Raw genomic sequence first — 17118 nt, 5'->3', positions numbered from 1 at the left:
CGAACGTTTGCACACCAGCCCCACCGGCCCCGTGGAGGAACAATGTCCGACCCGCAGTCCCTGTCCCAGTTGTTCGCCCTCGACTCGCTGCTCGACACCGAGGAGATCGCGATTCGCGACACCGTCCGCCGATTCGCGGACGAGAAGATCCGGCCGCACATCGGCGAATGGTTCGAAGCGGCGGCGCTGCCCGTGCGTGAGCTGGCGGAAGGGCTCGGTGAACTCGGTGTGCTCGGCATGCACCTCGAGGGATACGGCTGCGCAGGCATGAGCGCCACCGCCTACGGCCTGGCCTGCCTGGAACTCGAGGCCGTCGACTCCGGAATCCGCAGCCTCGTGTCCGTCCAGGGCTCGCTGGCCATGTTCGCGATCCATCACTACGGCAGCGAGGACCAGAAGCAGGAATGGCTGCCCCGCATGGCCGCAGGCAAGGCGATCGGCTGTTTCGGCCTCACCGAACCCGACTTCGGCTCCAACCCCGCCGGCATGCGCACCAATGCCAAGCGGGACGGTGACGACTGGATCCTCAACGGCACGAAGATGTGGATCACCAACGGGTCCGTCGCCGACGTCGCCGTCGTGTGGGCACGCACCGACGACGGGATCCGCGGATTCGTCGTGCCCACCGACACCCCAGGCTTCTCCGCACCCGAGATCAAGCACAAGATGTCGCTGCGGGCGTCCGTCACCTCGGAACTCGTGCTCGAGGACGTCCGGCTGCCCGGCTCGGCGATGCTGCCGGAGGCCAAGGGACTGTCCGGTCCGCTGGGCTGCCTCAACGAGGCCCGGTTCGGCATCATCTTCGGCGCGATGGGCGCCGCCCGCGACTGCCTGGAGTCCGCCATCTCCTACGCACAGGACCGGCAGGTGTTCGACAAGTCGCTCGCCGCTTACCAGATCACCCAGGTGAAGATCGCCGACATGGCGCTCGAGGTCGGCAAGGGCCACCTGCTCGCGTACCACCTCGGACGTCTCAAGGATCGCGGCGAGGCGCGCTCCGAGCAGGTCAGCACGGGCAAGCTGAACAACGTCCGCGAGGCCATCGCCATCGCCCGCGAGTGCCGCACGATCCTCGGCGCCAACGGAATCACGTTGGAATACCCCGTGATCCGACACGCGAACAACCTCGAGTCGGTACTCACCTACGAGGGCACGTCCGAGGTGCACCAGCTCGTGATCGGCAAGGCGCTGACGGGCGAGGCGGCGTTCCGGTGAGCCAGGAGAGCGCCCTGGGTGGTCTGCTGATCGCCGATTTCGGACGGGTGCTCGCCGGACCGTACGCCACGATGCTGCTCGCCGATCTCGGCGCCGAGGTCGTGAAGATCGAACGCGCCGTCGTCGGTGACGACACGCGGCAGTGGGGTCCGCCGTGGGTGGGCGACGAATCGACCTATTTCCAGTCCGTCAACCGCAACAAGCGATCGTTCGCGTGGGATCTGCGCGACCCCGCCGACCTGGAACAGGCACGCGAACTCGCCGCCCGCGCCGACGTGGTGGTGGAGAACTTCCTGCCCGGCACGATGGACCGGCTCGGGCTCGGCTACGACGCCGTGCGGGAGATCAATCCCGACGTCGTCTATTGCTCCGTGACAGGGTTCGGCGGCGAGAACGACATGCCCGGATACGACCTGCTGATCCAGGCCGTCGGCGGGTTGATGAGCATCACCGGCCCCGAACCCGGCGTGCCCACGAAGGTCGGGGTGGCGGTCGTCGACATCATCACCGGACTGCACGCCGCGGTCGGGATCCTGGCGGCACTCCGGCACCGCGACCGCAGCGGGGAGGGACAGCGGGTCGAGGTGAACCTGCTGTCGTCGCTGCTGTCCGCCCTCGCGAACCAGACGTCGGGGTACGTGGGCGCCGGTGTCGTCCCACAGGCGATGGGCAACCGGCACCCGAGCATCGCGCCGTACGAGGTGTTCCGGACCGGCGACCGCCCGCTGGTGCTGGCGGTCGGGAACAACCGGCAGTTCGCCTCTCTCGTCCAGGTTCTGGGTGTGCCCGAACTCGCCGGCGACGAACGATACGCGACCAACACGCAACGGGTGGCGCACCGCGAGCAACTGGTCCGGGACATCACCGATGCGCTGTCCGCGGGTTCCGCGGACGGATGGTTCGAGAAGCTGACCGCGCAGGGTGTGCCGTGCGGTCCGCTCAACGACATCGCCGACGCCGTGGCGCTGGCCGAGCGGCTCGGGCTGACCCCGGTGGTCGAGATCGACGATCCCCGCCGCGACCGGCCGGTGCGACAGGTCGCAAACCCGATCCGGCTCAGCGCCACCCCGGCGACCTATCGCAGCGCCCCGCCGCGGTTGGGCGAGGACACCCCGGCCGTGAGTACTTGTTGACGTCCCGCGGTGAACGAGTACTCACGGGGGCACTTGCCTAAGGGAGTGTTAGGAAGCCGCCGGACCCCTTCCGAATCGATGTGACCTGACCCACTGTGGTGGGAACGCAGAGATCCAGGGCATCGAGAGGAGTCCCCGTGAGCACCACATCGACGGGTGAACGCCGAGTCATCGGCAATGTTTTGAAGGGTTCGGTCGGCAACCTGATCGAATGGTACGACTGGTACGTCTACGCGGCGTTCAGCGTGTATTTCGCGAAGGAGTTCTTCCCCGAGGGCGACACCACCGCCCAGTTGCTGTCGACGGCTGCCGTGTTCGCCGTCGGGTTCCTCATGCGTCCGATCGGCGGCTGGATCATGGGACGGTACGCCGACCGGCGCGGGCGCCGGTCGGCGCTCACCCTGTCGGTGACCGTGATGGCGGCGGGTTCGCTCGTCATCGCCGTCACGCCGTCCTACGCGAGCATCGGGCTCGTGGCACCGGTGCTGCTGGTGATCGCCCGGATGCTGCAGGGGCTGTCGGTCGGCGGCGAGTACGCCACCAGCGCCACCTACCTGGCCGAGGTCGCCTCGCCCGGACGGCGCGGGTTCTACTCGAGCTTCCAGTACGTCACGCTCGTCGCCGGGCAGTTGATCGCGCTGGGTGTGCAGATCGTCCTGCAGCTGACGTTGTCCGCGGAGGCCATGCAGTCGTGGGGCTGGCGGATCCCGTTCCTGATCGGCGCCGCCGGTGCGGTTGCGGTGATGTGGCTTCGCCGCACGATGGACGAGTCGGAGGCGTTCACCGACGAGGTGGAGGCCAAGCGCGACGACGATGCGCCGGCGAGTGGGCCGAAGGAAGGTTCGCTCCGGATGCTGCTGCAGTACCCCCGCGAGTGCCTGCTGGTGTGCGCCCTGACGCTGGGCGGGTGCGTGGCGTTCTACACGTACACCACGTACATGCAGAAGTACATGATCAACACCTCCGGCATCTCCAAGGACACGGTGGCGTGGATCAACTTCGCGGCCCTGCTGGTATTCATCGTGCTGCAGCCGATCGGCGGCGCACTGTCCGACCGCATCGGGCGCCGCAAGTTGCTCATCTTCTTCGGTGTGGGCGGCACCCTCCTGACCGTGCCGCTGATGACGGTGCTCGGGAAGACGACGAACCCCCTGATCGCGTTCGGGCTGATGATGCTGGGGCTGATCGTGGTCACCGGATACACGTCGGTGAACGCGATCGTGAAGACCGAATTGTTCCCGACGAAGGTCCGTGCGCTGGGGGTCGGTCTGCCGTACGCCCTGACGCTGGCGATCTTCGGCGGAACGGTCGAGACCGTCGCCCTGGCCCTGAAGCGGGCCGGCCACGAATCGCTATTCTTCTACTACGTGACCGGGTGCATCGCCCTCTCGCTCGTCGTCTACGTCTTCATGCGGGAGACGTCGGACGGATCGCCGCTCGACCGGACCGCCGGCCGGGAGGGCTCCCCGGACGACGACGTCGAACTGGTCGACTCGCGGAGCTGATCGAAGGGACCGAAGTGCAGATCGCGGTGGTCGAGGACGACGACGGGGTCGGCGACGCACTCGTGGAGGCGCTGGGCTCCCACGGCCACGAGGCGGTGCGGATGCGCCGCGGCTCCGATCTCCTTCTCGGCCATCGCGGTATGGACGCGGTGATTCTCGACCTCGGTCTCCCCGACGCGGACGGCCTGCAGGTGCTCCGGCAGCTGCGGGCCGTCAGCGACGTTCCGGTGGTGATCCTCACCGCCCGCGACGACGAACGGTCGGTGGTGCGGGGACTGCGCGGCGGGGCGGACGACTACCTCGTCAAACCGGCGCGGCTCGCGGAATTGCTGGCCCGGCTCGACGTGGTGACCCAGCGGCGCCGGGCGGCCGGACCGTCGGCTGCGGAGAAGAAGGTCACCGAGGGTGACGTGGTGGTGGATCTGGATGCGCGTGAGGTCGAGGTCGGGGGAGTGCCGGTTGCGTTGACGGCCAAGGAGTTCGAGCTTCTCGAGGTGCTGGTGGTGCGCCCCGGCGCCGCCGTGAGTCGTCAGCAGTTGATGGATGCCGTGTGGGGGGATGCGTACGTGGCGATCTCCCGCACCCTCGACGTGCACATGACCGGGCTGCGGGCGAAACTGGGCCGCCCCGGGCTCATCTCGACCATCCGCGGGTACGGCTACCGCTGGGGCACGTGACGTGCGCCGCCGGGTTCTCGCCGTTCTGCTGGTGTTCGCGGCCGTTGCGGTGGTGGCGTTCGCCGTCCCGCTGGCCCTGGCGACCGGTGCGGGGCGAACGCAGGACCTGCGGCTGAGCCGGGAGGCGGACGCGACGCATTTCGCGAGCCTCGCCGGGCAGTCGCAGGCCCCCGGGAGCGCCGCGTTGCTGCGGGAGGAGGTGGCCCGCTACCACGAGTTGTACGGCGAGGGAGTGCTCATCGTCGACGCCAGGGGCAATCTCCGTGCGGGGGCCGGACTGTCGCCGGACGACCCCGGCGTGGCGTCGGCGATCACTGCCGGACTGCGCAACCAGAAGCAGGGGATCAGCGGTTCGCTGACGCCGTGGTCGGCGGACCGTGTTCTGGTAGCCGTTCCGGTCGGAACCGGGGCGCAGGTGGACGGCGCCGTCGTCATGAACGTGTCGACGCGCGCTGCGCGCGAATCCATCCGGACGTCGTGGCTGGTGATCGCCGCGGGCACGCTCGGGGCGCTGGCAGCGGTGACCGCTGTCGCGATTGCGCTGTCCCGGTGGACGGTTCGCCCTCTCGGTGCGCTCACCGCCAGGGTCGGTGCGCTCACCGAGGCGGTCCCGTCTCCGAGCCCGCGGATGGGTCGCAACTCCGGGCGGCCGTCCGGCCGGTACAGCGGACCGCCGGAGGTGCAGGAACTGGCGAAGGCGTTCGACACCATGTCGGGCGCCGTCCAGGCGTCGGGTCAGGCGCAGCGTCAGCTGATCGCCGACACCGCCCATCAACTCCGAAATCCTCTCGCAGCCCTGCATATCCGGCTCGATTCACTCGGCCCGCATGTTGTCGCGGCCGGTGCCGAAACCTACCGCCGGACGGGGATGGAGGTCGATCGGCTCGGCGGGATCCTCGACGGATTGCTGGCGCTGGCCGTCGCGGAATCACCGGCCGAATCCGACGCCACCGAGGACGAGTCCGCGCACGGCGGTTGCGACGTCGGTGCCGTCGTCGCGGACCGGGCCGACGCCTGGACGGAGGCTCTCGGGGAGTCGGCGATGGACCTCGTGCTCGGGCAACCCGGCGAACCGCTGGTCGCCGACTTCCGGTCCAGTCACCTGTCGCAGGTCCTCGACGTTCTGCTCAGCAACGCGCACGCCTACGCCGGTCGTGGATCGACGGTCCGGATCGACACCGAAAGGTCCGACTCGGGAATCGAGATCCGGGTGAGCGACGACGGGGCGGGGGTGCGCGAGGACGAGGTCGGCCGACTGTCGTCGCGGTTCTTCCGCGGGTCCGGGGCGGGGCGGCAGGGCACCGGGCTCGGACTGTCGATCGCGACCGCACTCGTGGAGGGCGGCGGTGGATCGCTCGCGATCGCGGCGGCAGCGCCACACGGTCTCCAGGTGACGCTGACGCTCCCGGAACCGGCGGTGACTTCGTGATCACGCGGCGCGCACTGCTGCGCGGCCTCGTCGCCACGGGAGCGACCGCGGTGACCGGCCCGGTGCTCGCCGCGTGCTCGGGCAGCGGCAGTGACCCGCTCCGACTCGCGGCCGGTGAGGAGGGCGGGTTCTTCTGGGAGTTCGCGCAGTTGACGGCCGAGGCCGCGGACCGTGCCGCGTTGCCGGTGACCATCGTCCCCGTGCGGACCGCCGGGTCGATGGACAATCTGGCGGCGCTGGCGTCCGGAGACGCGGAACTGGCCCTGAGCCTCGCCGACGCCGCCGCGGCGGCCATGGAGGCCGGCGCCGGGTTCACCGCCCTCGGCAAGGTGTACGAAAACTACATGCAGCTTGCGGTGCGCGCCGACTCCGGGATCGAGGACACCTCGCAGCTGCGCGGAACGCGAATCAGTCTGGGTGCCAACGGCTCCGGTGCGGAACTGACGGGTGAACGGATCCTCGAGGTGCTGGGTCTGGCGGGGGCCGGGGACGTGACGCGACTGCACCTGTCGATGATCGATGCGGGGAAGGCCCTGCGCGCCGGCACCGTCGACGCGGTCCTGTGGGCAGGCGGGGTGCCCACGCCGTCGTTCGCGAATCTCGGGATCCCGCTGCGCCTACTCGACCTGTCCGCCGAACTGGAACTGCTGCGGGTGCGATTCGGCCCGCGCTACGAGCCGGTGCTGATTCCACCCGGCACGTACGGACAGCAGACGTCGGTCGCGACGATCGGTCTCGCCAACCTGCTGCTCGCCGTCCCGGCCGTCTCCGACAGCGCCGCCGGCGCCGTCGTCGACGTGCTCATCGACAGTGCGGCGGAACTGGTGCCGGCCCAGGCGACGGGCAGTCAGTTCCTGGACCGGCAGTCGCTGATCGTCACCGCCGGGGTGCCGCTGCACCCGGGTGCGGCCGCGGCGTACCGCAGGCATCACGGTTGAGCTGGTCGATCACTGCACCTGGGCGACGACGAAGATGCGCCGGAACGGGAAGAACGTGGTCCCGTCCGGTCGGCGGGGATACGCCTCGTCCAGGAGCGGGACGAGTTCCGTGCGGAACCGGTCCCAGTCCTGCGCCGAGAGTGCGTCCTTGACGGGGCGGAGCGCCGTTCCGGTGATCCATTCCAGCACCGGATTCTCCCCGGTCAGTTGCTGGACGTACGTGGTCTCCCACGCGTCGACGGCGCACCCGGCGTCGGCGAGCAGTCCCGCGTACGTGGCGGGTTCGTCGACGACCGCGCCCTCACGGAACGGCAGGTCCGGCAGCGACCGGGACCAGCGTTCACTGCCGGCGAGGTCCCGGACGACCGCGTGCGACGGCGCGTCGAAGTTGCCGGGAACCTGCACCGCGATCCACGCCCCCGGCGTCAGTTGAGTCGGCCAGCGACACAACAACTCCCGGTGCTCGGGTACCCATTGCAACGTGGCATTGGAGACGACGACGTCGGTGTCGGGCTTCGGCGTCCAATCGCGCACGTCCTGCCGTTCGGCGTCGAGGCCGCGTTCACGCGCGGCCGCGACCATGTCGGGTGAGCTGTCGGAAGCCTCGAGGACGGTGTCCGGCCATCGTTCGGCCAGGCTGACGGTCAGGTTTCCCGGGCCGCAGCCGAGGTCGACGACGCGGCGCGGTGACCGCGCGTCGACCCGCGACAGCAACTCGAAGAACGGGCGCCCGCGATGGTCCGCGAAGGCGAGGTACTTGTCCGGATCCCACATGTTTCTCCTCCTCGCCCCCAAACAGTACGCTCATACTGTTGGTTTGTCGGGTCAGAGGCCGAGATCCTTCGCGATGATCGTCTTCATGACCTCGCTCGTGCCGCCGTAGATGCGGGAGACGCGCGTGTCCGCGTACAACCGGGCGATGGGGTATTCGAGGATGTAGCCGTACCCGCCGTGCAGCTGCAGGCACTTGTCGATGACGCGGCCTGCGGCCTCGGTGCAGAACAGCTTCGCCTTCGCGGCGTCGGCGACCGTCAGTTCGCCGGCGTCGTGCAGTTCGAGCGCACGATCGGCCATCAACTGGATCGCCTCCACCTCGGTGGCGCACTCGGCGAGCACGAACTTGGTGTTCTGGAACGCCGCGACGGGCTTGCCGAACACCTTGCGCTCCTTGACGTACGCGATCGCGTGCTGCAAGGCCGCGGCCGCGGTCGCCGACCCGCCGAGCGCGATGGAGAGACGTTCCTGTGCGAGGTTGTGGGTGAGGTAGCTGAAACCGGCCCCTTCCTCGCCGAGGCGGTCCGCCACCGGCACCGTCACGTCGGTGAAGGACAGTTCGGCGGTGTCCGACGCCTTCAGGCCGATCTTCTCGATCTTGCGGCCCACCGCGAAACCCTCGGCGGTCGTGTCCACGACGAGGATGGTCAGGCCGGCCCGGCGGTCCTCGGGAGTGCTGGGCGCGGTGCGGCACACCACGAGGATCCGGTCGGCGAGCGCGCCGCCGGTGATGAACGTCTTCGCGCCGCTGAGGACGTAGTGCGACCCGTCCGCCGACAATTTGGCCGTCGTCGCGATGTTCGCGAGGTCCGAACCGGTGCCCGGCTCGGTCATCGCGATGGCGAACATGATGTCGCCGGAAGCGAATCCGGGGAGCCACCGCTGCTTCTGCTCGTCGTTCGCGTACTCCAGCAGGTACGGCAGGATGAGGTTGGTGTGCACGGAATAGCTGCCGAACGTGACTCCGGCGGCCGCCGTCTCCTCGCCGACCACCGCGGCGAACTTGAAACTCTTCTCACCGCCGCCGCCGAACTCCTCCGGCACCTGGATCCCGAGTACCCCGAGCTCGCCGAGGCGGCGGTAGAAGTCGCGCGGCGGATGCCCCTCACCCTCCCACTCGTGGTGGACGGGAGCGACTTCCTTGGCGATGAAGTCGCGGATCGTCTTCCGGAATGCGTCGTGATCTTCGTTGAACACCGTACGCTGCACGGGTTTTCTCCTTCGAATTACAGTGCGTACCTGCGCAGTACGCCTTTGCTGATGAGCAGCGGCGTCTCGCGCATCAGGCGGGTCCGGGCGAGGCGGCTCATAGGTCGAGAATGCCCGATCCGCGAGGGGTCGGCTAGAGGTGTTCGGCTATCGGTCGAATAGCGCACGCCAATGCACGGGCGGCGCCCCTGCGCGAAAGCGCCGGCGACCCATAGGCAGATGTAGCCGGTGCCTTCGCCGAGTGCGTATTGATCGGGGGCACCCCCGTCCGTTGAATGAACCCAGATACTGTGACCCACGCCACCACATCTTCCGAAGGATCACCACGTGACCCGACCTTCTGCCCTCATCGACCGGACCGTCGCCATCGGATCCGAGTCGCGCAGCCGTGCCTGGGGCCTGACCGGCCTCCTCGTGCTGCTCTACGTCGTCAACTACGCCGACAAGGCGGTTCTCGGCATCATCGCCCAACCGCTCGCCCACGAGCTGGGGCTGAACGCCTCCCAGATCGGACTGGTCGGCAGCCTCTTCTTCCTGACGTTCACCGTCGGCGGGTTCTTCGCCGGCGCGCTCAACCGCTGGATGCCGCTGCGGTGGTCGCTGATGGTCCTGGCGCTCGCCTGGGCCGTCGCGATACTTCCGCTCGTGGTCGTCGCGAGCTTCGTGGTCCTGCTGGTCAGCAGGTTGCTGCTGGGGCTCGCCGAGGGGCCGAGTTCCGCGCTGCTCCACACGGCGGCCTACTCGTGGCACGCACCCGCCAAGCGTGGACTGCCGAGCGCGCTGCTCGCGGGAGCCGCGTCGATCGCGAAGATCGCCGTCGCCCCGGTCCTCGCCTACGTGACCGTCACCTTCGGTTGGCGCTACGCGCTCGTCGCGCTGTCCGTGATCGGAGTGCTGTGGTGCGTCGTCTGGCTGACGGTCTGGAGCGAGGGCCCGTACATTCGCAGCGGCAAGGGCGGCGATACCGCGCCCGCCGCCGGGGAGATCGCCGAACCGGCGGTGCCGTGGGGGCGCATCTTCCGGACCCGCACCTTCATCAGCGGCGCACTTCTCGTGATGAGCGTCTACGCGCTGGTCGCCGTCGTGCTGACCTGGCTGCCCTCCTATTTCGAGGTGGGCCTCGGGTACAGCAGGCTGCAGGCCGGTTCGATGTTCGCGTTCCCAAGCCTCGCCGGACTCGTCCTGATGCTCCTCTCGTCGGTGATCGGCGACCGCCTCCTCGCCCGCGGATCCACGTCCCGACTCGTGCGCGTCGTCGTGCCCGCCGTCGGGGTGCTGATCTGCGGAGCGATCCTGCTGGCACTTCCGTCCATCACCACACCCGCGGTGGCCGTACTGGTCGTCTCCGTCGGTTACGGCTTCGCCGCCTCGGTCTTCCCGCTGCTCAATGCGGCGATCTCGGAGATCTGCCCGCCGCGGCAGACCGCAGGCACCCTGGGCGTATTCCTCGCCGTGATGGCGATCGGTGGCCTCGTCGCCCCCTACGCGACCGGTCTGATCGTCGACGCGGCCGCCTCGCCCGCCGAGGGTTACGCCACCGCGTTCCAGGCGCTCGGACTCGTCGCCGCCGTGTGCGCCGTCGGAGCCCTGCTCCTCGCGAACCCCGAGCGCGACAAGAAACTGGTGCGGGGCGACGCTGCGGTCATAGGCACGAACTAACCCTGTGATCGGCCGAAAGTCGTTGTGCCGACGACCTCGCCCGTGATTGATTCGAATCACACCCCTCAGATCGAAGGAACCCACCATGCGCGATGCAGTGATCGTCGACGCCGTCCGCACGCCCATCGGGCGGCGAGGCGGTTCCCTCTCCGGAATCCACCCCGCCAACCTGTCGGCGCACGTCCTCGAGGCCCTCGTCGCGCGCACCGGACTGTCCCCGGACGAGATCGGCGACGTCGTGTGGGGTTGTGTCAGCCAGGTGGGGGAGCAGGCGGGCAACGTCGCCCGCACCGCGGTGCTCGCCGCAGGCTGGCCCGAGACGGTGCCGGGCACCACCCTCACCCGGGCGTGCGGATCGAGCCAGCAGGCAGTGAGCTTCGCCGCCGCCACCGTCATCGCCGGCCACGAGGACGTCGTCGTGGCCGGTGGTGTCGAGTCCATGAGCCGGGTACCGATGGGCAGCGCCAGCAAGAACGGCGAGCACTTCCCGGCGGCCGTCCTCGACCGCTACGGCATCGACGGGTTCAGCCAGGGCACCGGCGCCGAGATGATGGCCGCGAAGTGGGGCCTCTCTCGTCAAGTGCTCGACGAGTACTCGCTGCGCTCGCACGAGCGCGCGGCGCACGCAGTGGACCGCGGCGCGTTCGACGGGCAACTCGCCCCGCTCTCCGACGTCCTCGCCGGGGACGAGGGGATCCGCCGCGGCGGTTCGCTCGAGTCACTCGGCAAGCTGAAGACCGTCTTCAAGGAGGACGGCGTGATCCACGCCGGGAACTCCTCGCAGATCTCCGACGGCGCGGGCGCGCTGCTCGTCACGACGAGCGAGAAGGCCGCGCAACTCGGACTGACTCCGATGGCCCGCATCCACACCTGCGCCGTCGCCGGCGACGACCCGGTCATGATGCTGACCGGACCGATCGCCGCGACGGAGAAAGCGCTGTCCCGGGCAGGGTTGAAGATCGACGACATCGGCGCGTTCGAGGTGAACGAGGCGTTCGCGCCCGTCCCCCTCGCCTGGCAGGCGGAGACCGGCGCCGCGACCGATCGGATGAACCCGCTCGGCGGTGCCATCGCGGTCGGTCATCCGCTCGGCGGTTCCGGCGCGATCCTCATGACCCGCCTGGTGCACCACATGCGGGACAACGGAATCCGGTACGGGCTGCAGACCATGTGTGAGGCGGGTGGCCTCGCCAACGCCACCATTCTCGAACTTCTCTGATCCGGCAACATCTTTCGAAGGGAACATCCGCACGATGGAACTCAAGGGAATCTCGACGGCCGTCACCGGCGGCGCATCCGGGCTCGGGCTCGCGACGGCACGCCGCCTCGTGGACGCGGGCGCCCAGGTCACGCTCATCGACCTGCCGAACTCCGACGGACAGGCGGCGGCGAAGGAATTGGGCAGCGCCGCCCAGTTCGCGCCCGCCGACGTGACCGATTCCGAGCAGTTCGCGGCCGCACTCGATGCCGCCGACGAGCGCGGCGGGCTGCGCGGGCTCGTGCACTGTGCCGGAGCCGGACGCCGGATGCGCATCCTCGACTCCGACGGCAAGGCGGGCTCGGTCGACGACTTCGAATTCGTGATCCGGCTCAACCTCGTCGGCTCGTTCAACGCCCTGCGCCTCGGCGCGGAACGGATGGCGCGGCTGGACGAGGTCGACGGCGAACGCGGCGCGGTGGTGCTCACGGCGTCCGTCGCCGCGTTCGAAGGCCAGATCGGGCAGATCAATTACACCGCGTCCAAGGCCGGCATCGTCGGCATGACCGTCACCGCCGCCCGGGACCTCGCCAGCCGCAACATCCGGGTGTGCACCATCGCGCCCGGCATCATGGACACCCCGCTTCTCGCCCGGCTCCGCGACGACGTGCGCGCGTCGCTGGAGAAGTCGGTGCCCAATCCGTCGCGTCTGGGCAAGCCCAGCGAGTTCGGGCAGCTCGCCTGCCAGATCCTCGAGAACGGCTACCTCAACGGCGAGACCATCCGCCTCGACGGTGCCATCCGCATGGCACCTCGCTGACGAACAGAGGACCGAACGTGAACAATGCTGCACCGGCACTGCACTACCCGGATCTGACGCTGGCGGCGTTCCCGCCCGGCATGGCGCGCCTGTACGGAGACCGGGCCGCGGTGGTCGACGGCGACACGGTGTGCACCTATCGCGAGCTCGACGAGCGGTCGGGTGCCTTCGCCGCGGCGCTGCGGGACGCGGGTGTGACCGAGCGCGACGTGGTGCTCCTGCATCTGGGCAATTGCGTCGAATTCGTCGTGGCCTACTACGGCGCGCTGCGTGCCGGAGCGACCGTCACCCTGGTCAATCCGCTGCAACCCGCCCCCGGTCTGCGGTCGCAGATCGTGGACACGGCCGCGGTCGCGGCCGTCACGCAACCCGCGCAGCTGGGCACCCTCGTCGAGGCGGCAGAGGGCACCACCGTCCGTACGCTCGTGGTGGCCGGACTCGCCGCGGGCGGGGGACGCGGCCAGTTCGGGTTCGACGAGTTCGTCGACGGATACGCCGCCGTGCCCTTCACTCCGGACGTGACCGGGGACGACGTCGCCCACCTCGCCTACACGGGCGGGACCACGGGGGTGTCGAAGGGTGTGCGGGTGCTGCACCGCAACGTCGTCGCCAACGTGACGCAGATGATCGCCTGGCGGGCAGGCCACGAGGTCCGCGCCGGCGAAGACGGCGGAATCGAGTTGCGGCCCATCGCCGGTCTCGAGGACCGCGGTGTCGTGCCCGGTGCCGGAGCCACCGTCGTGGTCTCGCCGTTGTTCCACGCCCACGCCCTGATCAACCTGTCGTTCCTGCTGCTGTGCGGGGCGACGCAGGTGTTCGCCGGACGGTTCGAGCCCGGCCGCATGCTGGACCTGATCGAGACGCACCGCGCCACTTACATCACCGGGAGCCCGGCGATGTGGCACGCCGTCGCCACCCATCCCGACGCCGCGACCCGGAACACCGATTCGGTGCGGGTGGTGTCCTCGGGTGCGGCGCCGATCGACCACATGACGCTGGAGGCGCTGGGCCGGGCCTTCCCGTCGGCGAGCGTCGTCGAGGGGTACGGGCTGACCGAGGGCACCTGCCTGGTGGCGTCCGCGCCGCTGACCGGCGCCGTCGCGTACAAGATCGGCAGCGTGGGCCTGCCGGTGTTCGACACCGAGGTGCAGATCCGCGCCCAGGACGATTCCGGTGCCGTGCTGGACGCCGGTGCCCGCGGCAAGCTGTGGGTCCGCGGACCGCAGGTGACGGACGGCTACCTGAACCATCCCGAGATCACGGCGCAGCAGTACGTCGACGGCTGGCTCGACACCGGCGACATCGCCTACGCGGACGAGGACGGGTACCTGTTCATCTGCGACCGCACGAAGGACATGCTGATCTACAAGGGCTACAACGTGTATCCGCGTGAACTCGAAGAGATCCTGGTCTCGCACCCGGACGTGTCTTCCGCCGCCGTCGTCGGCCGGGAGGCCGGCAGCGTCGGTCAGGAACCGGTGGCGTTCGTCGTGCCGACGCCCGGCACGAAAATCGATGGGGATGCGGTGTCCGCGTTCGTCGCGGAGCGGGTGCTGCCGTACAAGAAGGTCCGTGACGTCGTGGTCGTCGATCAGCTGCCGACGTCGGCGGCGGGGAAGATCCTCAAGACGAAGCTGCGTGAGCAACTCGCGACCGCGGTGACCTAGCGTCTTCTCCCACTGGGCGGACGCCACTCTATGCCGTGCTCTCTTCTCTCCCTACCGTTCTGGGTGGGGGAGAAGGGAGCACAGATGACATCGGCAGATTCGCTCGTATACATCGTCGACGACATGGTGGTGGCACCCGGCCGGGGGCGCGCATTCCTCGCCGCCTACCTGGAGTGCTATGCGCCGGGCGCGACTGCGCGTGGGCTGACGCTGGACCGTGTGCTCGTCTCCCCGCCGGTATGGCTGGAGGACGAATCGAACACCGTGACCGTCACCTGGACCGTGCGGGGTGCTCGCGAGTGGTGGCGGCAGAGCCTCCTCGCGCGCCACGATGCGGAGGTGCTTCGCTGGTGGGCCGGCGCCGACGAGTTCCTCACCAGTCGGCGACGCACCGTCTCCTGCTCGTCCGCGGACGTGGAGGCCGTGGCCGATGTATAAGGTGACCACGCTCATTCACCTCGTCCCCGGCGTCGACGCCTCCGCCGGTACGGCATTGGCCGTCCGGCTGCACGATGCCGCGGCTCCCACGGCTCGGCGCGTTCTCGTGACACCGGTCCTGGCCGGGGGAATCAACGGCGGTGACGTGATCGCGCACCTTCATTTCGACGACGAATCCCAATGGCGCGCCGTAGAACCCGAGGTCACTGCTCAGTTGCGCACGTCCGAGATCGGGCACGTAGACAGCGTCGGCTACACGGGCGTGCCCGCTCCCACCCGGGGTGCTGTCGAGCCGACCATCTATCGGACACTGCTGGTGGCGGTGGACGATGCGGCCGACCCGGAGGTGGTGGAGCAGTTCGAATCCGAGACGCGGGCGATGCCGAACTACATCCGCACCATCGGGACGTCGCAGCTGAGCAGGGTGCACGAGTCGGCCGGTTCGGCGCAGTGGACCCACGTCTGGGAGCAGGAGTACGCCGACCTGGACGGGCTGACGGGGCCGTACATGACACACCCGTACCACTGGGCGCACATCGATCGGTGGTTCGATCCCGAACGCGGCCCGCGGATCGTCACCCGCCTCTGCCACAGCTTCTGTGCAACCGACGGCGCGATCATCTAGCTGCTACGTCGGTTGCGGTACCTGCCACTGACCGCTGAAGGCGGGGGGACGCTTCTCCACGAAGGCGCGTACCGCGGCCGGTGCGTCGGTGGCGAAGTTGATCGCCTGCGCCCGCGCCTCGTTCTCGAGCGCCTCCCGCAACGACGACGCCGTGCCGTCCTCGATCAGCCGCGCCGACTGCATGACCGCCACCGTCGGTGACGCCGCGAGACGTGCGGCCAACCGGGCGACCGTGCCGTCCAGTTCCTCGGGATCGACGAGTTCGCCGACCAGCCCCAGCGCGTCCGCCTGCTCGGCGTCGATCATCTCGGCCAGCATGACCAATCGTTTCGCGGGGTGCAGCCCCACCATCCGGGGCAGCAGCCACGAGCCGCCGAAATCGACCGACAGTCCGCGCCTGGCGAAGATCTGGCTGAATTGTGCGTCACGCGAGGCGATGAGCAGATCACACAGCAGCGCCAGGTTCCAGCCGGCTCCCACGGCGTAGCCGCGTACCTTCGCGATCAGCGGCTTGGGGAACTCGGCGACGGCCACCGCCGTCGCGTTGATCCGACGCATCCGGTCCAGGGGGTGCATCGGTGCGCGCTTGTCGAGGTCCGCGCCGCTGCAGAAGTCGCCGCCCGCGCCGGTGAGGACCACGACGCGGGTGGCGTTGTCGAGGGCGAGTTCGCCCAGGGCCTCCCGCAACGCGATCCAGGCGTCGAGGGTCATGGCGTTGCGGCGTGCGGGCCGGTTCAGTGTGATTGTCGCGATCGCGCCGTCCCGGCTGATCAGGACGTCGGATTCGGTCGGGGTGACGGATTCGATGCTCATGCGCGGCTCCAGACGTGGGCGCGGTTCCCGGCGACGCCGGAGTGGTCGACGCCGTGCCGCCCCACCAGTCGATCATCGGAGGCGTTCGGCCGCAATGTCGTGATGGGACATGCGGGATGAGGTGAAACCTATGACTCGACGCGGGCCGCAGTGGTCCGCCGCACGAGTTCGATGAACGCGTGCCCGGCGGGCGAGAGCATGTCGGGGTCGAACGCGATCCCGAACGCGCGGGCCACCTTCGGCTCCACCGGGCGGACCACCGCGCGGTCCCGCACCGCCTCCGCGACCGACCGCTCCAGTAGGGTGCCGCCGATCCCGGCCAGTACCAGGGGAAGTCGCGCCTCACGGTGCTCGGACAGCGCCGCCAGGTGGGGGCGTGCCCCGGCGCGACGGATCGACTCCTCGATCTCGTCCGCCACGGAGTGGCCGCGGGGGACGAAGACCATCGGGATGTCGGGCAACGCGGACAACGGAACCGGACCCTCCGGCACGTCGGTGCCCGGCGGATACACGAGCCAGTACTCCTGCTTCCCGAGTTCGACGACCTCCAGCCCGGCGTCGTCGAGCGGGAAATGCGCCACCACGAATTCGCAGTGACCGTCCTCGATCAGCGACCCGGCCTGGGCCTCGTCCTTCAGTTCCCCCAACCGCACCGACACGTTGGGATGGGCCCGGCGAAATTCGGTGACGAGGTCCACGACGGGACCGAGCGCCAACGCCGGGAACGCCATGATGTCCAGCCGGCCCGCGAGCGCACCGTCGGAGGTGGCGAGGAGATCCTCGACGGCGGTGACGTCGCGCAGGATCTGCCTGCTGGGCCCGACCATGCTGCGTCCGGCCGCGCTGAGCACCATGCCCCTGCCGATGCGGTGGAACAACTGCACCCCGAGTTCGCGTTCGAGCCCGCGCAGCGCCTGCGAGATGGTGGGCTGTGCGACGCCGAGCGACGCGGCTGCCCCGTTGATGCCCTCGTGTTCGACGACGGCGAGGAAGTACTCGACCTGACGTAATTCCATCG

General features: G+C 69.2%; 16 protein-coding genes. 12 read left to right on the top strand and 4 right to left on the bottom strand.

Translation table 11 applies throughout. The annotated features are described in order from the left end of the window. Nucleotides 1–42: 42 nt before the first annotated feature. The 6 genes from H0B43_RS11075 (at nucleotide 43) to H0B43_RS11050 (ending at nucleotide 6897) form a co-directional block, all read left to right on the top strand. The gene (locus tag H0B43_RS11075; protein WP_185727846.1) at nucleotides 43–1215 is read left to right on the top strand and encodes an acyl-CoA dehydrogenase family protein; all 1173 of its coding nucleotides are present in this window, start codon (nucleotides 43–45) and stop codon (nucleotides 1213–1215) included. After that, on the top strand, nucleotides 1212–2348 hold the full coding sequence (locus H0B43_RS11070) for a CaiB/BaiF CoA-transferase family protein (RefSeq protein ID WP_185727847.1): 1137 nt from the start codon (nucleotides 1212–1214) through the stop codon (nucleotides 2346–2348). Before H0B43_RS11075 ends, H0B43_RS11070 begins: the two co-directional genes overlap by 4 nt. Nucleotides 2349–2485: 137 nt before the next feature. Then, entirely contained in the window at nucleotides 2486–3853 is a 1368-nt protein-coding gene (locus H0B43_RS11065) for an MFS transporter (protein WP_185727848.1), read from the top strand. 14 nt (nucleotides 3854–3867) lie between these two features. Further along, a complete protein-coding gene (locus H0B43_RS11060) occupies nucleotides 3868–4530 on the top strand; it encodes a response regulator transcription factor (RefSeq protein WP_185727849.1) in 663 nt (220 codons plus the stop codon). Nucleotide 4531: 1 nt separating this feature from the next. Continuing rightward, a complete protein-coding gene (locus H0B43_RS11055; protein WP_185727850.1) occupies nucleotides 4532–5959 on the top strand; it encodes a HAMP domain-containing sensor histidine kinase in 1428 nt (475 codons plus the stop codon). Beyond that, complete coding sequence (locus H0B43_RS11050) at nucleotides 5956–6897, top strand: TAXI family TRAP transporter solute-binding subunit (protein ID WP_185727851.1); 942 nt, start codon at nucleotides 5956–5958, stop codon at nucleotides 6895–6897. The genes H0B43_RS11055 and H0B43_RS11050 overlap by 4 nt, the downstream gene beginning before the upstream one ends. Nucleotides 6898–6906: 9 nt before the next feature. Here H0B43_RS11050 and H0B43_RS11045 read toward each other — a convergent pair whose 3' ends face one another. After that, nucleotides 6907–7671, bottom strand: a complete 765-nt coding sequence (locus H0B43_RS11045) for a trans-aconitate 2-methyltransferase (RefSeq protein ID WP_185727852.1) — start codon at nucleotides 7669–7671, stop codon at nucleotides 6907–6909. Nucleotides 7672–7722: 51 nt separating this feature from the next. Then, nucleotides 7723–8880 carry an acyl-CoA dehydrogenase family protein gene (locus H0B43_RS11040; protein WP_185727853.1) on the bottom strand — a complete coding sequence of 386 codons (1158 nt, stop codon included), beginning with the start codon at nucleotides 8878–8880 and terminating at the stop codon, nucleotides 7723–7725. 327 nt (nucleotides 8881–9207) lie between these two features. Here H0B43_RS11040 and H0B43_RS11035 point away from each other — a divergent pair, with 327 nt between their 5' ends. The 6 genes from H0B43_RS11035 to H0B43_RS11010 all read left to right on the top strand — a co-directional run bounded on the left by H0B43_RS11035 (nucleotide 9208) and on the right by H0B43_RS11010 (nucleotide 15287). After that, complete coding sequence (locus H0B43_RS11035; protein WP_185727854.1) at nucleotides 9208–10539, top strand: MFS transporter; 1332 nt, start codon at nucleotides 9208–9210, stop codon at nucleotides 10537–10539. 85 nt (nucleotides 10540–10624) lie between these two features. Further along, nucleotides 10625–11758 (top strand): thiolase family protein, encoded by a 1134-nt coding sequence (locus H0B43_RS11030; protein ID WP_185727855.1) that lies wholly within the window; start codon nucleotides 10625–10627, stop codon nucleotides 11756–11758. Between the two features lie 34 nt (nucleotides 11759–11792). Next, a complete protein-coding gene (locus H0B43_RS11025) occupies nucleotides 11793–12557 on the top strand; it encodes an SDR family NAD(P)-dependent oxidoreductase (protein WP_185727856.1) in 765 nt (254 codons plus the stop codon). 17 nt (nucleotides 12558–12574) lie between these two features. Continuing rightward, on the top strand, nucleotides 12575–14224 hold the full coding sequence (locus H0B43_RS11020; protein WP_185727857.1) for an AMP-binding protein: 1650 nt from the start codon (nucleotides 12575–12577) through the stop codon (nucleotides 14222–14224). Between the two features lie 84 nt (nucleotides 14225–14308). Continuing rightward, the gene (locus tag H0B43_RS11015; RefSeq protein ID WP_185727858.1) at nucleotides 14309–14662 is read left to right on the top strand and encodes a hypothetical protein; all 354 of its coding nucleotides are present in this window, start codon (nucleotides 14309–14311) and stop codon (nucleotides 14660–14662) included. Next, a complete protein-coding gene (locus H0B43_RS11010; RefSeq protein WP_185727859.1) occupies nucleotides 14655–15287 on the top strand; it encodes a Dabb family protein in 633 nt (210 codons plus the stop codon). Before H0B43_RS11015 ends, H0B43_RS11010 begins: the two co-directional genes overlap by 8 nt. A gap of 3 nt (nucleotides 15288–15290) precedes the next feature. On the opposite strand, the gene H0B43_RS11005 is transcribed toward H0B43_RS11010, so the two are convergent. Together H0B43_RS11005 and H0B43_RS11000 are read right to left on the bottom strand one after the other, a co-directional pair. Continuing rightward, nucleotides 15291–16100, bottom strand: a complete 810-nt coding sequence (locus H0B43_RS11005; RefSeq protein WP_185727860.1) for an enoyl-CoA hydratase/isomerase family protein — start codon at nucleotides 16098–16100, stop codon at nucleotides 15291–15293. A 128-nt stretch (nucleotides 16101–16228) separates the two neighbouring features. Beyond that, nucleotides 16229–17116, bottom strand: coding sequence for a LysR family transcriptional regulator (locus H0B43_RS11000; protein ID WP_185727861.1), 888 nt, complete (start codon nucleotides 17114–17116; stop codon nucleotides 16229–16231). Nucleotides 17117–17118: the final 2 nt, after the last annotated feature.

This window comes from Rhodococcus sp. 4CII, assembly GCF_014256275.1.
In the GTDB taxonomy this organism is placed as follows: Bacteria; Actinomycetota; Actinomycetes; order Mycobacteriales; family Mycobacteriaceae; genus Rhodococcus_F; species Rhodococcus_F wratislaviensis_A.
This window is presented reverse-complemented; position numbering and strand designations above follow the sequence as displayed.